The organism is Planococcus sp. CAU13 (assembly GCF_000775575.1).
In the GTDB taxonomy this organism is placed as follows: domain Bacteria; phylum Bacillota; class Bacilli; order Bacillales_A; family Planococcaceae; genus Planococcus.
The window spans coordinates 1-13,791 of record NZ_JRGN01000012.1 but is presented as its reverse complement, the minus strand read 5'-3'; the positions used below and the strand labels follow the sequence as shown (position 1 = coordinate 13,791).

Here is a 13,791-nt window from a genome sequence, read left to right as displayed (position 1 = left end):
ATTTAGTTGCGGTTACCTATTTTCAGATTCTCCAAAACGGGTAAACCATATAATAGAAGTATTTATTGTCAGCAGCCATTGAAAACAAGTCAGAAGAAAGGTGATCTTATGAAAAACACGACCAATATTCCGGCAGTCGGCTGGAATTTCGATAACAGCTATGCGCGCCTGCCGGAAAAATTTTTTACAAAAACAACACCGGAGCCGGCACGGACTCCGGAACTCATTCTGTTCAATGAAGAGTTGGCCGAATCGCTCGGCCTCGATGCGAAAACGCTTCAGTCGGAAACCGGTGCAAATATTTTGTCAGGCTCACAGATTCCGGTTGGCGCTGAGCCGATTGCCCAGGCATATGCCGGCCATCAATTCGGCGGATTTACGATGCTCGGTGATGGCCGCGCCGTTCTGCTTGGTGAACAATTGACTCCCGACGGACAGCGTTTTGACATTCAACTTAAAGGGTCCGGCAAAACTCTCTATTCGCGTGGTGGTGACGGACGCGCGGCACTCGGGCCGATGATACGTGAATATATCATCAGTGAAGCGATGCACGGACTCGGCATCCCGACAAGCCGCAGCCTGGCTGTCGCAACTACGGGCATTCCTGTTGTACGGGAAACTTTCCTTCCGGGCGCTGTGCTGACCCGCATTGCGTCAAGCCACCTCCGTTTTGGGACATTTCAGTTTGCGGCCCAGTGGGGAACCTATGACGAATTGAAGGCTCTGGCGGATTATGCGATCGACCGCCATTATCCTGAAATCCGGAACCACGAAAACCCCTACCTCGAACTTTTGAAAAATGTTATCTCCCGCCAGGCACAGCTCGTTTCAAAATGGCAGCTTGCCGGTTTTATTCACGGCGTCATGAATACGGACAATATGACCATCAGTGGCGAGACGATTGATTACGGGCCATGCGCATTCCTCGATACGTATGAACCCGGCCGCGTGTTCAGTTCGATTGACCAGTACGGCCGCTATGCTTACAGCAACCAGCCGAAAATCACCGGCTGGAATCTGGCACGCTTTGCCGAAACCCTGATTCCGCTGATCGATAAAGATCAGGATCAGGCAATTGAACTGGCACAGGACGCGCTTGGTGATTTCGGCAATCAATTCCAGAGCCACTGGACCGGCGGCATGAAAGCGAAACTCGGACTGTTTGGCAATCAGGACGGCGACCACGATTTGATTGATGGGCTGCTGAAATTGATGCATGACCATAAAGCAGATTATACGAATACATTCCGCGCGCTGACTTTCGGCAAGCCGGAAGAATCTCCGCTTGCCGGTAAGCCTGAGTTTGATGGCTGGTATGCAGCGTGGAAATCGCGCCAGGATGGGCAACCCGAAAGTGCGGATGCAGCTCATCAATTGATGCGTAACAGCAATCCGGCCGTCATTCCCCGAAATCACCGGGTCGAAGAAGCCATTGAAGCGGCGGTCGATGATCAGGATTTCAGCCTGACCCGAAAATTAGTGGATGCGCTGAAGAATCCTTACGCCCACAGCGATTCACAGCTTGAATTTATGGATCCGCCGCCTGAAGATCAGGAACGCACATTCAAGACTTTCTGCGGTACATGATGAATTTTGAAGATTGCCTCGATTATTGTTACAATCATTGATGTAGACTATTATTTCTCTTTCTCTCAAAATAATTCTAAGGAGCTGGGAAAATGAATCAGGAACAATTTGAACTCGTGAAAAATGGAAAAGGGTTTATTGCAGCGCTCGACCAAAGTGGCGGCAGTACACCGAAAGCTCTGGCACAATACGGTGTGTCGGAAGATTCTTATTCGAACGAAGATGAAATGTATGATTTGATCCATGAAATGCGCACCCGCGTCATGACTGCACCAGCTTTCAATTCCGAGGCGATTCTCGGAGCCATCCTGTTTGAACATACGATGGACCGGAAAGTGGAAGGCAAGTATACTCCAGATTATCTTTGGGAGGAAAAAGGCGTCGTGCCTTTCCTGAAAGTGGATAAAGGCCTGGCGGAAGAAGAAGACGGTGTGCAGCTGATGAAGCCGAATCCCGGTCTTGATGATTTGCTGAAACGTGCGAATGAGCGCAATATTTTCGGGACAAAAATGCGTTCTGTAGTCAATGCAGCCAACCCAGATGGCATCAAACGAGTGGTGGAACAGCAATTTGAAGTAGCTGAACAGATTATGGCTGCCGGCCTGGTGCCGATTATCGAACCGGAAGTCAACATCCGTATTGATGACAAGGAAGAAGCGGAAGAAATCCTCAAAAAAGAAATTCTGGAACAATTGAATGAATTAAGCGACGATAAAAATGTCATGCTCAAATTATCGATTCCAACGGTTGATAATTTCTATAAGGAATTGATTGAACATCCGCGTGTCGTCCGGGTTGTTGCCCTTTCCGGCGGTTATACCCGCGACGAAGCAAACTTGAAATTGACTGCCAATGAAGGCCTGATCGCCAGTTTCTCAAGAGGCTTGTCGGAAGGTTTGAACGCCAGCCAGTCGGATGAAGATTTCAACCGGATGATTGAAGAATCCGTAAAAACGATTTATCTTGCTTCAGTTACCTGACAATCAATCCAGCTGAAAGCTCCCTTTTTGGGGGCTTTTTCGATGAACGGCTATTTTTTATTTTGAGCTGTAACTTTTTCACCGGTCACCCGTTCAAATAGGAAACAAGAATAAGAAGGATTTTATCAGACCGGGGAGGATCAATTTATGAAAACTGGAAAAGCATTGGCGTGGTTGCTTTTATTGACAGTGGCACTGTTGCTGGCAGGATGTGGCACATCCCCTTCAGCAGAGCCGGATAAAGGCAGCGCTTCGTCCGGAGCAAGCGAAAAAGGTGAGGTATCAGGCATGCTGAAACAAGTGGAAGATAATCTTTACCTCTATACTGTCGATAATCAGACAGAAGATGCGTTGAATTTTGAGTTCACGAGCGGACAGCGCTTTGACTTCACCTTATCGAACGAGTCAGGCGAAGAGCTTTACCGCATGTCTTCCGTCAGTATGTTCATACAGGCCCTTGGCGAAGAAACGCTTGAGCCAGGCGGAAAACTTGAGTATGAGTTTGAAGTTCCGGCGGCCGATCTGGGGGCTGGGGATTACCAGCTGAAAGCGTGGCTGACGCCGAAAGACGGCGAAGCATACCCAGCTGAAATGCAAATTACAGTCGAATGAAACATTGGACAGCCCTTCTTCGGAAAGGCTGTTTTTTTCGCGTGAGCATCTCTTCCCTGCTGACTTTCCTGCTGCAAAAGAATATAATGGAAGCTGTCTGTTTGTTTCTGCAGAAGGAGGAGCCGTTCCGTTAATGGAAGAACGGCTGTTGGAGGAGAATTTATGAACGCAAAAGCATTTTCTTTGGCATTATTTTCAGTGGTTATTTGGGGTTCATCATTTGCGGCAATCCGCGTTGGACTTCAAGGCGGCTATGATACGGGACAGAATATACTTGTCCGTTTCCTGATCGCTTCCTTTTTGTTTCTTGTATTTGCTTTGTGGCCGGGAGTAAAATTCCAGCTTCCGCATAAAGGTGATATTCTGCGCCTGCTGGTTCTTGGCTGGATCGGCATCAGCATCTATCATATTTTCGTGACCTTCGGGATGGAAACCATTTCGGCGGGAACTGCCGGCATGCTGGTCGGGTCCGGCCCAATTTTCACTGCGCTGATTGCGGCCGTCGTCCTGAAAGAACGATTGACCCGAATCGGGTGGCTCGGAATGGGCATTGGATTTGTGGGAATCCTGTTTATCGCTTTTGGCTCAGGCGGGGGTTCCCTGACTTTGACAAACGGCGCCTGGCTTGTGCTTGTGGCGGCTTTCGCTTCTGCCCTTTTCTTTGTATTCCAGAAACCGCTGCTGAAAAAATATTCGGCAATTGAGCTGACCGCCTATTTCACCTGGGCAGGTACTCTGCCGTTTTTCATTTTTTCCCCTGGACTTGTTACGACGCTGCAGAATGCGACAGTGGAAGCGCATCTCGCTACGCTGTATGTCGGTATTTTCCCTGCCGCCATCGCTTACGTAACCTGGGCAACGGCATTGTCTTCTGCAAATGCGAGCTCGGTATCCAGCCTCATTTATCTTGAACCGGCCGTAGCGATTGTCGTGTCCTGGATGTGGCTCCATGAACTGCCGACGGGGATTTCACTTATCGGCGGCGTCATTGCAATATCAGGTGTCATCCTTGTCAACGCACTCGGCCGTAAACGAAATGCTTTGTCCGGCCGGATGGCAGAAGCCTGAAATAAAAAAAGAAGCAGCCCGCCCAGCGGTTTGCTTCTTTTTCATATTTACAGTTTCGGTTCCATCGTTTCTTTGAGATACTCTTTCACAACTGTGTCCGCGTATAAATCATGCGGCAACTTCGTGCCTTCATAAAAATCGTATTTCGCCCGGTCCCGCAGATAAGAGAAGGGGCTGATCAAGTCGCGGTGAACCACTCTTTTCAAAATTTGTTCGGAGCTCATTGCGCTGCCGTCTGTCGTATCGATGACCATACCGGCGGCTTTGTGTCCGATCGTTTGGCCGTTCATGCGCAGCTGGGCATATTCAAGCCCCCAATAGACAAGCGATGGAGCGAAAATGTCATATACTGCTTTGTTCTTCAGTTTATTGCGGACAAGCGGCTCCATCACAGCCAGCACGCCCATTGTGATCGTTGTATCGATAACTGCAGCTTTTAATCGTTTCTTCATTAATCTTTTCAATGATAATCCTCCCTCAGCTTAATGCCTTCTCTTTAGAGTCTACCATGACTCCCGGAAAAACGGTTAAGCGGTTGCGTCCCTCCCGTTTTGACTGGTACAGCGACTGGTCGGCTTCTTCGATCATTTCTTCAAGACTTGCACCGCCACTGGTATAGCTCATACCGGCCGACACAGTGAGAACCCCTTCCGGCTGCTGTTCTTCTCCCTCAAAATGAAACTCCTGAATGTTTTTCCTGATTTGATCCGCCATCCCTGCAGCCTGCTCTGAATCTTTCGGTGCCATGATGCAGCAGATGAATTCCTCACCGCCGTAACGCGCCACATAATCCTCTTTCCGCACCGAATCCGTCAGAATCTGGGCTACAGAACGCAGGACTGCATCGCCTTTCTGGTGCCCATGCGTATCGTTATAAATTTTGAAATAATCGACATCCAGCATGATGATCGCCATCGGAATATTTTCGTCAACCAGCTTGCCGACATTATTTTTGAAATATCGGATATTTGGTAATTGCGTCATCGGATCCCGGTTTGAATAAAACTCCAATTCCTTACGCAGCATGGCACTGCGGTTTTCCCCATTCAAAATTAATGCCATTGAAAAAACCGCTACAGCGGCAAAAATGAACATCGCGATGGCAACCATCGAATTGACTGGCGTCGCAGCAATCATCCACACCGATTTTATTGTTTCATAAATAACAAATGCCACCATCATTTTCCTAATATTCAACAGGCCGTTGAAATGATCTTTGCGTTTCCGGTCATGGAACAGGCTGCCGATGATAATTGGCAGCAAAATCGACTGAAGAATTCCATAACCCATCGTCGGGCCCCCCATATAGACACGAAAACCGGCCGGCAGGATTGCTGACAGCAACCCGTATTGCCAGCCGCCCACATAGGAAATGAAAAACAGCGGCACTTCACGCAGATCAAGCCGCATTTCTTCGATTATATATGGATGATACATGATTGAGAATGTAAGAAATCCGATGAATGCCGTGATGACAATCCGTTGCCTGACAGGATCAGTCCAATTATGGAATACAGCGTCTTTCGCCTTGAATCCCAAATACATTAGCGCAATGATCATTGCCATATTCTCCAAAAAGAAAAAAAGTAAATACCCCATGATACAACTCCTAATTTTAAGTACTTGAACAGTTTACCAGTATTGACAGAAATAATATATCTGAATTTTACTTTTAAATGTATTTTTTAACCTATTTAATTTACATATTTTTCAATATAATTTTTTTCTTCTTTTCTTTTACTTTCGCTATGATGAACATGACTATAATATCTATAAGGGATTTTTATAGAAAATGCGAGTATCGGAGCGTCCACTTCGTTATATAGTTTAATAAGGGAAGGAAGTGAGAGTCATGGAGGATTTTATTGACCGGCTGAAGCGGCAGGATGAGCAGGCGCTCGACTACCTGGTTGATGCATATATGCCGTTTTTAAAAGGGATCTGCCAACATATTTTATTGAAAAGCTGCGGCCGCCATGCTGCTGAAGAATGTCTGAACGATGTGTACATGACGATTTGGCAGCAGGCTGATAAATTCAAAGGCGATCAGGACGATTTCCGAAAATGGGCAGGCATTTTGGCAAAATACAAAGCAATTGACGTTTACCGCAAACAGCAAAAGCGGCAGCAGCGGGAAGCTGTTACGGATGATGTCCGGAATGACGGGCGTACTCATGATACGGAAGATGCCGTTTTGCAAAACGAATCCCGCAATGAAATGCTTTACCGCCTCCATGAACTTCCTGAAGCGGACCGGGATTTATTTCTTATGAAATATTATCTGGATCTGTCGAACGGCGAAATTGCTGAAACACTTGGCATCACAGTGTCAGCTGTTGATAACCGGCTGTACCGAGGCAAACGGAAACTGATCCATCTGATCCAGCGAAAGGAGCGATTCATATGAACGACTTCCATAAATTCCTGAATACCGATATTAAAGATATTCCGGAAGCACCTGTTTCAAAACTGGAAAAGAAAGCGATGAAGCGGCGTTTACTGGGACAAAAGAAAAGGCGGGGATGGCTGCTGAAAACGGCTGTGGCTGCGGCTTTACTCTTCGGAACAGGCACGACAATGATTGTGGCGTTTCCGACCATCGCTTCCCAGATTCCTGTTTTGCAGAATATCGTATCCTATTTCGATGAAGACGAGCTGATCTTCAATCATTTCAGCGATGTTGCACAGCCGCTGAATATGACGCAGACGAGCAACGGCTCGACGCTAACGTTGGAAGAAGCGGTATATGACGGAACTTCGGTAACTATCAGCTTCGCGCTGAAGACCGAGACTGATCTCGGGTCAACACCGTTGCCAAATGAAATGATAAACGCATCCGGATCCAACGGATATGGTGCCGCAATCGATATGAGGAAAGTAAACGATACAACTTATGCCGGTTTCATAAGTTTGGCACCGGATTTCCGAAACTCTCCGCCCAAATCGCTTTCGCTTTCCTGGGAACCGGGCGCTTTCAGTGATGGAATGGCTGCCAATACAGAAATCACCGGTGACTGGTCATTCGAATTTAAACTGCACGCTTTGCAGGGAGTCAGTTTCAATATCGATGAAACTATTTCTTTTGAAGGCGGCCAGTACTTTATGGACGATATCTCTATCAATAAACTATCCACCGTTCTACGATTCGAGTCGGAAGGAATTGATGAAAATCACTTTATTGCAAACTGGCAGCTTTCTGATAATCTGGGCAAGATTTATCCGATGGTATTTGGAAGCGGCGGCGCATCCACGGAGCATAGACCGTATTATCAAATAACATTTGAAGCCATCGATCCGGAAGCCACAACGGTCATCATTCAGCCGATGATAAGGTATATCGAGAATCAGGATGATGAAGGCCGGCCTGTAGAAATCGAGCCGATTGTTGTGGAATTGGAATAAACCTTGTTAAAACATAATAAAAGGTCACCGGAATATCTATCCGGTGACCTTTTGCGTTTTAACGCGCAGGCGTTTCATATTTGGAGCACCTTTGTTCCACTCAGCCGGTCATACAGCGAACGGTTTTCCTTCGAGAAAATGGCTGACAGGATATACGCAAAAATCAGCAGATAAATCAGTCCGCCTATCAACATAAGGTACAGTGGAAATTCCCCTTCGCCCAGATGGACCAGACGGTAAACCAAAAAGTGGGACAGCTCCCATGGCAGAAATTTCAGGAAGATCCTGAAGATGGAGCGGAGCAGTCCAATTGGCCGCTCATCCCTGTCCACTGCTTGAATCCGCATTTTCCGTTTACCAAACGTTCCATTGAATAAAGCCGAATCACCAATGGCAAAATACAAAGAAATAGGTAAAGTCACCAGAAGAAACCCAGTCAATTGAGCGATTCCGAGAGGTCCAGTGAAATAATTCTGCAGCCCCGGCACTAATACCGTGGTTACCAAGAGAATAAAACAGAGATAGAGAAAAACCAAGATATAGTCCAAAGTGAATGCTTTTAACCTGATCCAAACTCCCGCTGAAGACACTTAGCCACTCCCTTTCTTGCTACATTATTCTAGATTTCCTCCCTTTTTCCCTGCAAAAGCTGTCGCTAAAAAATTGCTGCATTACTTATTAACCGAGTAGTTATGGATCAAAAGCCATTCCAGTACAAAATTTTCCCGTAGAATAAATAAGTGAGACTTGTCTGTTCTGTAAACTTCATTATTGGTATCGACAGCTTCCTCCAGGGATATCCAAACAGGCGTATATCCTTCTTCCAATTCATAACCGATCAGCGATTGCTCGTCTTTATCTTTATTCTCCAGCGTACAAATATAATGATAGGAATTCATATGAAAATAGGATTCTTTCATTGAGTAGTCAGGTCGCTGTTCCGAAATGATTCCAACCTCCTCGCCAACGCTGCAATAAAGGTAGCCAGTCTCTTCGGCCACTTCTCTCGCCAATGCCTCTGCATGGCTTTCTCCGAATTCAACACCACCGCCAGGCAGTTTATAATATCCGAAATTCGAGCGGACCATCAATATCTTTGTCTTCTCTATAATAATGGCTCTGACCGCGGTTCTTCTGATGATGTTTGTTGGAGTTGCACTATTGTCGATGAAACTGAATGTTTTCTTGAAATACATAAAGACCTCCTGTTGTTTCATACCAGCGAAACTCATCTTTTCATCTAATAGTTGTCTGCGCAGGACCTACTAATATTCATAACTCAAACTTCCATCGCTTAAAAATTTATAGTTTATTTTTTCGCTCTCCAGCAGCTCGACCAGTATATGTTCCCTGCTGGCCGACAATTCTGTCTGCCTGCCGATTATATAGGTTAACTCCTGATTGGCTGTTGGCGCGTTTTCCAAATTCAGAACATTAGTTACTTGGAAAGCTAGACTGAAACACTCTTGAAGATACCGATTCATTGCTGCAAAGCGCTCTTTGTCCAGAGGCAATGTTTTTTGAAGTGCAAAAAGTTTCTGTTGAGATTCTTCTATATGAAAAGGAGTCAATGAGTTGTTATTGTACATATCAATTAATGAATTGAGTATAATGCTTATTTCCTGCTCCGCTTCGCTGCCCGACTGAATATACTCATGCACAACCAGATACTTTGCAGATGGTGCCCCAAAGCCGCTGCCGCCCTGGATGACATGTGTGGAAAGTGCGTATAGATTCCAAATCAAAACCAACAGCCCTAAAAAACCGCCGATTTGCAGCAACGGCCTCTTGGTTCGCCCTTTCGGTTTTTCATGGGAAAAACGCTGATCCCAGTAACTGTATACACTCTGTCTTTCTGTCTGTTTCTTTTCGGCTTCCTTCATTAATTTCTTGAATTCCCGCTGCCGTTTATTCAACTTTTCCACTCTCCACACTGTTATTGAATTCATTATACTAGATTAGTTTGACAAGCAATGCTTTATTTCACAAAAATTATCCAGTATCTTACACTTACATGTAAGCATGATTTAATAGAACTTCAAGAAATTTATTTCAAAATCTCCGTATTTATTTATCAGAATTTTTCATTTATTCATCCAAAAAGCTTGCTATACTGTAAAGGACAGGCCGATAAATTGCAGGGAAAGGAGGCAGCATTTAACGGTCGGCGACTTGAGACAAAGGAGGTTCATCCGATGTCAGGACAGAATACACAGACGCGGGTTGAAGGACGCGACCTGATCATGGAGCGGAGTTTTGACGCACCGAAAGAACTCGTCTTTGCAGCGCATGTCAGCCCGGACCACGTTGCACGCTGGTGGGGGCCGACAGGATGGGATACGCTCAGTTATGAAATGGAAGTACAGCCGGGCGGCGTCTGGCATTATTGTATGCGCTCATCCGAAGACGGTCAGGAGTCCTGGGGCAAAGCCACCTATCAGGAAGTGAAGGAGAATGAGCGGATTGTCTATGAAGATGCTTTTGCAGATCTAAACGGCAATGAAATCGCCGGAATGCCGAAAATGCAGGTGCAGCTTGATTTTTCAGAAGATGAAAACGGAACAGTCTTGAAATCGCGGACAAGTTTTGCATCAGAAGAAGAGCTGCAGAAAATTATTGATATGCATGCAATTGAAGGAATGGCCGAATCCTATGACCGGCTGGATGAATACCTGACCAGCCAAATAAAAATGAAGAAAGAAGGTCACTCATGATTACAAAACTGTTTCCCTATATGAATTTCGACGGCCAGGGTCAGGAAGCTGCCCACTTCTATGCCAATGTGCTGGGCGCGACCTTGACAGGGCTCACGACATACGGCGAAGCGAATGCAGGAAGCATGGAAGGAATCCCGGAGGAAGCGAAAGATCTCGTGATGAATGCGCAAATCGACTTGCCGAACGGTGAATATTTCATGATTTCAGATGTGCCTCCAGGCATGGGCATGTCATTTCAAAAAGGGAATAATCTATCCATGACTCTTACACTTGATGATCAGGCAGAAGCGAGAATGATTTTCGGGAAGCTTGCTGAAGGCGGAATGGTCAGCATGGACCTGCAGGAGACATTTTGGAGTACATTATACGGCAGCTGCATCGACCGCTTTGGCATCGAATGGCAAATTTCGGTGGAGCCTGTAAACAATACCTGAACAATAAAATACCCGCTGATCCGGAATTGTCCGGATCAGCGGGCTTACTTATGGAGTGTATTTGTCTTTGTTTTCTTCGCTTGTCTCCCTGACTTGTTTATCAAGCTTTTCCTTTATTTCTTTGCGGATGTTGTCTTTGCGTTCCACTTCCTGCTTGAAATGATCCCGCACCGTATCTTCTCTCAGAGTGACCAGTTCAACATATCGTTTCTGTGCTTCACTGTCTTTAAATTTGCCCAGGTCCTTAAAATCGTATTGGAGGGAAATCATGTCATTTTTCGCTGCCAGAGACAGGAAGTAGACATCGTTATTGGCAGCCAGCAAATCGAAGTGGATATCATTGCTCTGCTCAAGAATGTCAAAAATACGATCATTGCTCCACGCCAGCCATTCCCAGTAGAGGCGGCTGTATTCCTGTTTCATATATTCGTTCAGTTCACTTTCGGAATACACCGATTTGTACTGGCCATTCCCGGCTTTCGCCACTTCTTCCAGCTGTTTTTGTCCTTCATTGTCCACGTCGAAGCCGATGATGTTCACTTCCGCCTGGATATCTGATTCGGCCAATGCCGCTGCTGCTGCGACCGGATCGCCGTCACATGTTTCGATACCATCACTCACTACGTAAATGACATTGCGTACATTGTCGCCTTTTTGCCCGTTCAGATCCTCTTCAGCGGCCTCGATGGCCGCGGCAAGCGGCGTCCATCCTGCAGGAGCGAATTTCCCGAGAGACTCTGTAAATTTCTGTTCGTCGTAGCCGCCAAGTTCATAGACAACTTCATTGCTTGCGCAGGACATCGCTTTGTCGGCATCTGTTCCGGTTCCTTCATGGCCGTATACGCGAAGCATGATGTTCGCCCCTTCCGGAAGGTCGGATGCATAGCTCTGGAGCGCCGCTTTCGCCAGCTCCATCTTCTGTCCGCCGCTTACTTCCCCGGCCATGCTGCCGCTTGCATCCAGCAGAAGCGCCACGTTGACTGTTTCCGTTTCCGGAATGTCGATTTCGTCTTCCGGCGTTGCAGAATCGATTTTGATCACCGGATTTGTTTCGTTGATGATGCGGGCTGCTTCTTCAATATCTGCCGCAAACAATGAAACCGCCACTGAGTAGGCTTCTTCTCCAGTCATTCCATCTGGAGCCGATTCCACATCTTTGGCCAATTCCTCTTTTTGTTCATCCGTCATTTCGTTGGATACGTATTTGCCTTTTTCTTTCACTATTTCTTCGACGTTATGCAACGCCGCTTCCGGAATGCCGCTCTCTTCCGGAGCTTCCGATTCCGGAACCTCTTTTTCGTCCTCAATGCCATTTTCAGGATCTGTTTCCTGCTGATCCGCTTCTGCAGCTTCCGTTTCTTCCGGAACCGCGGCTTCTTCGTCGTTCGAGCATCCTGCCAGAAAGGCCATGAACAGTATTCCGAGTATAACCACCCATATTAATCTTGAAATTTTCATAGCGCGCCATCCCTCCTGCCATTATTCTAATACTCTGCATACGATGCATGCATCTTCTGGTTTCAATTTCATGGATATTCGGTACTTTCGGACTGCCATAATTTTGGAAATGTAATAGGAAGATGGCTTTTTTAAAAACAATAAATCATAGGAATACATTTAAGTTCCGGATTTCAGCCAATCGGGTATCATTTATATAGAAGAACGTTGAAAAAAGGAGGATGTTCAATTGGCATTGCAACCTATTCCTGATCATCTGGCACCAGCATTGAAAATCCTGTTCGTCGGCTTTAACCCGAGCATCCGGTCATCCGAAACCGGCTTTCATTACGCCAATCCAAACAACCGATTCTGGAAAATTCTCCATGAAGCCGGATTGACGCCGCGAAAGTTTCTCCCCGAAGAAAACAGCCGGCTGCTGGATCTTGGTTTTGGGTTGACGAATATTGTCGCGCGGCCCACCAAAGAAGCTGCAGAGATTACAAAAGAGGAATACAAAATCGGTGCTGAAAAACTGAAGAAGAAAATTATGCGCTATCAACCCCAGGCTGTGTGCTTTGTCGGCAAAGGCGTCTATCAGCAATACAGCGGAAAACGCATTGCTCCGTGGGGAGAACAGCCTGATCCGCAGATTTCTGGAATTGCCGAATTTGTTGCTCCGTCTTCGAGCGGGCTCGTGCGCATGAAGCTGGACGAAATTGTGGAGATCTATCGGGGACTTCATAAATTACTTTAACTCATTCACGATAACTAAACATCTTAAAAGAATAATTATTTATTGATATTCAATAAATTTTAAGGTATCATTTCATTAACAAATAGTTTAATGAGGTGCTTTCCATGAAACGAAGTCCAACTGCAGTTTTAAAATTTGCCATTTTTCTTGTCGGCCTTCCGGTGCTTGCAGGCTGTATTTACGGCCTGTCCAGATTTGATCCGAATTCTCCGTATTGGGCGCTCCCTGAACTCGAAAAATTGCAATATCCGCTGCTGATCGGCATGTATATCGGGATGATTCCTTTCTTTATCGCATTGTACCAGGCGTTAAAGCTGCTCGGTTATGTGGACCGCAACCAGGCTTTTTCCGCCCTTTCGGTAAAAGCAGTGAAGAGGATCAAACTTTGCGCCATCGCGATCATTGCAGTTTATATTGCGGAAATGCCGTTCCTTTACCTCCTGACACTGGCAGATGACGCGCCGGGCGTCATCATCGGCTTGTTCGTCATTTTCGTTTCGCTGATTGTCGCCGTTGTTGCCGCTGTGCTTCAGAAATTATTGCAGGAAGCCATGCAAATAAAATCCGAGAACGATTTGATTGTTTGATGGGAAGCTGAGCTTCAATAAAAGCAAATTTGAGAGAAGGCCATCGAATCTGATGGCTTTTTTCTGTTATGAGGCTTTTTCAGTTGTTCGAGGTACTTAGCGATGAAAAGAATTGTGTATTTCCTTCATTTTGATGGTGTGTTGTGCGGGGAACCGGGGGTTGTTTGCGTTATAGCAGTGTTTATTTGCGCTAAGCCGGATTTATTTGCG

General features: G+C 46.2%; 16 protein-coding genes. 10 read left to right on the top strand and 6 right to left on the bottom strand.

Going from position 1 to position 13,791, the window contains the following annotated elements; translation table 11 throughout:
- Positions 1 to 108 precede the first annotated feature (108 nt).
- From KW93_RS00455 to KW93_RS00440, 4 genes are all read left to right on the top strand, one after another.
- On the top strand, positions 109 to 1,587 hold the full coding sequence (locus KW93_RS00455; RefSeq protein ID WP_033540979.1) for a protein adenylyltransferase SelO: 1,479 nt from the start codon (positions 109 to 111) through the stop codon (positions 1,585 to 1,587).
- Between the two features lie 92 nt (positions 1,588 to 1,679).
- Positions 1,680 to 2,567 carry a fructose bisphosphate aldolase gene (locus KW93_RS00450; protein WP_033540978.1) on the top strand — a complete coding sequence of 296 codons (888 nt, stop codon included), beginning with the start codon at positions 1,680 to 1,682 and terminating at the stop codon, positions 2,565 to 2,567.
- A 147-nt stretch (positions 2,568 to 2,714) separates the two neighbouring features.
- Positions 2,715 to 3,179 (top strand): BsuPI-related putative proteinase inhibitor, encoded by a 465-nt coding sequence (locus tag KW93_RS00445; RefSeq protein WP_033540977.1) that lies wholly within the window; start codon positions 2,715 to 2,717, stop codon positions 3,177 to 3,179.
- Positions 3,180 to 3,341: 162 nt separating this feature from the next.
- Positions 3,342 to 4,247 carry a DMT family transporter gene (locus KW93_RS00440; RefSeq protein WP_033540976.1) on the top strand — a complete coding sequence of 302 codons (906 nt, stop codon included), beginning with the start codon at positions 3,342 to 3,344 and terminating at the stop codon, positions 4,245 to 4,247.
- Positions 4,248 to 4,294: 47 nt separating this feature from the next.
- Here KW93_RS00440 and KW93_RS00435 read toward each other — a convergent pair whose 3' ends face one another.
- Both KW93_RS00435 and KW93_RS00430 read right to left on the bottom strand, forming a co-directional pair.
- Entirely contained in the window at positions 4,295 to 4,711 is a 417-nt protein-coding gene (locus tag KW93_RS00435) for an RDD family protein (RefSeq protein ID WP_033540975.1), read from the bottom strand.
- A 13-nt stretch (positions 4,712 to 4,724) separates the two neighbouring features.
- The gene (locus KW93_RS00430; RefSeq protein WP_033540974.1) at positions 4,725 to 5,846 is read right to left on the bottom strand and encodes a GGDEF domain-containing protein; all 1,122 of its coding nucleotides are present in this window, start codon (positions 5,844 to 5,846) and stop codon (positions 4,725 to 4,727) included.
- Between the two features lie 253 nt (positions 5,847 to 6,099).
- On the opposite strand from KW93_RS00430, the gene KW93_RS00425 reads away from it, so the two are divergent.
- Both KW93_RS00425 and KW93_RS00420 read left to right on the top strand, forming a co-directional pair.
- Positions 6,100 to 6,654 (top strand): sigma-70 family RNA polymerase sigma factor, encoded by a 555-nt coding sequence (locus tag KW93_RS00425; protein ID WP_052131397.1) that lies wholly within the window; start codon positions 6,100 to 6,102, stop codon positions 6,652 to 6,654.
- Positions 6,651 to 7,649 (top strand): DUF4179 domain-containing protein, encoded by a 999-nt coding sequence (locus KW93_RS00420; protein ID WP_033540972.1) that lies wholly within the window; start codon positions 6,651 to 6,653, stop codon positions 7,647 to 7,649. Before KW93_RS00425 ends, KW93_RS00420 begins: the two co-directional genes overlap by 4 nt.
- Positions 7,650 to 7,723: 74 nt before the next feature.
- Here KW93_RS00420 and KW93_RS00415 read toward each other — a convergent pair whose 3' ends face one another.
- The 3 genes from KW93_RS00415 to KW93_RS00405 all read right to left on the bottom strand — a co-directional run bounded on the left by KW93_RS00415 (position 7,724) and on the right by KW93_RS00405 (position 9,565).
- Complete coding sequence (locus KW93_RS00415; protein ID WP_033540971.1) at positions 7,724 to 8,239, bottom strand: RDD family protein; 516 nt, start codon at positions 8,237 to 8,239, stop codon at positions 7,724 to 7,726.
- Positions 8,240 to 8,320: 81 nt separating this feature from the next.
- A complete protein-coding gene (locus KW93_RS00410; protein WP_052131396.1) occupies positions 8,321 to 8,845 on the bottom strand; it encodes an NUDIX hydrolase in 525 nt (174 codons plus the stop codon).
- A 69-nt stretch (positions 8,846 to 8,914) separates the two neighbouring features.
- Positions 8,915 to 9,565, bottom strand: coding sequence for a hypothetical protein (locus KW93_RS00405; RefSeq protein WP_033540970.1), 651 nt, complete (start codon positions 9,563 to 9,565; stop codon positions 8,915 to 8,917).
- 279 nt (positions 9,566 to 9,844) lie between these two features.
- On the opposite strand from KW93_RS00405, the gene KW93_RS00400 reads away from it, so the two are divergent.
- Both KW93_RS00400 and KW93_RS00395 read left to right on the top strand, forming a co-directional pair.
- The gene (locus tag KW93_RS00400; RefSeq protein ID WP_033540969.1) at positions 9,845 to 10,363 is read left to right on the top strand and encodes an SRPBCC family protein; all 519 of its coding nucleotides are present in this window, start codon (positions 9,845 to 9,847) and stop codon (positions 10,361 to 10,363) included.
- A complete protein-coding gene (locus tag KW93_RS00395; RefSeq protein ID WP_033540968.1) occupies positions 10,360 to 10,800 on the top strand; it encodes a VOC family protein in 441 nt (146 codons plus the stop codon). Before KW93_RS00400 ends, KW93_RS00395 begins: the two co-directional genes overlap by 4 nt.
- Before the next feature lie 48 nt (positions 10,801 to 10,848).
- Here the strand turns inward: KW93_RS00395 and KW93_RS00390 are convergent, their stop codons facing one another.
- Positions 10,849 to 12,258: a VWA domain-containing protein gene (locus tag KW93_RS00390; RefSeq protein ID WP_033540967.1), complete on the bottom strand. Its 1,410-nt coding sequence runs from the start codon at positions 12,256 to 12,258 to the stop codon at positions 10,849 to 10,851.
- A 235-nt stretch (positions 12,259 to 12,493) separates the two neighbouring features.
- On the opposite strand from KW93_RS00390, the gene mug reads away from it, so the two are divergent.
- Both mug and KW93_RS00380 read left to right on the top strand, forming a co-directional pair.
- Positions 12,494 to 12,994: a G/U mismatch-specific DNA glycosylase gene (mug, locus tag KW93_RS00385; RefSeq protein ID WP_033540980.1), complete on the top strand. Its 501-nt coding sequence runs from the start codon at positions 12,494 to 12,496 to the stop codon at positions 12,992 to 12,994.
- Positions 12,995 to 13,098: 104 nt separating this feature from the next.
- Entirely contained in the window at positions 13,099 to 13,581 is a 483-nt protein-coding gene (locus KW93_RS00380) for a DUF2975 domain-containing protein (RefSeq protein WP_033540966.1), read from the top strand.
- The last annotated feature ends 210 nt before the right edge of the window (positions 13,582 to 13,791 follow it).

Coding starts and splice junctions, on each gene's coding strand:
- KW93_RS00455 (WP_033540979.1), top strand. CDS start 109: ATGAAAAACACGACCAATATTCCGGCAGTCGGCTGGAATTTCGATAAC.
- KW93_RS00450 (WP_033540978.1), top strand. CDS start 1,680: ATGAATCAGGAACAATTTGAACTCGTGAAAAATGGAAAAGGGTTTATT.
- KW93_RS00400 (WP_033540969.1), top strand. CDS start 9,845: ATGTCAGGACAGAATACACAGACGCGGGTTGAAGGACGCGACCTGATC.
- KW93_RS00420 (WP_033540972.1), top strand. CDS start 6,651: ATGAACGACTTCCATAAATTCCTGAATACCGATATTAAAGATATTCCG.
- KW93_RS00410 (WP_052131396.1), bottom strand. CDS start 8,845: ATGTATTTCAAGAAAACATTCAGTTTCATCGACAATAGTGCAACTCCA.
- KW93_RS00390 (WP_033540967.1), bottom strand. CDS start 12,258: ATGAAAATTTCAAGATTAATATGGGTGGTTATACTCGGAATACTGTTC.
- KW93_RS00380 (WP_033540966.1), top strand. CDS start 13,099: ATGAAACGAAGTCCAACTGCAGTTTTAAAATTTGCCATTTTTCTTGTC.
- KW93_RS00395 (WP_033540968.1), top strand. CDS start 10,360: ATGATTACAAAACTGTTTCCCTATATGAATTTCGACGGCCAGGGTCAG.
- KW93_RS00445 (WP_033540977.1), top strand. CDS start 2,715: ATGAAAACTGGAAAAGCATTGGCGTGGTTGCTTTTATTGACAGTGGCA.
- KW93_RS00425 (WP_052131397.1), top strand. CDS start 6,100: ATGGAGGATTTTATTGACCGGCTGAAGCGGCAGGATGAGCAGGCGCTC.
- KW93_RS00430 (WP_033540974.1), bottom strand. CDS start 5,846: ATGGGGTATTTACTTTTTTTCTTTTTGGAGAATATGGCAATGATCATT.
- KW93_RS00440 (WP_033540976.1), top strand. CDS start 3,342: ATGAACGCAAAAGCATTTTCTTTGGCATTATTTTCAGTGGTTATTTGG.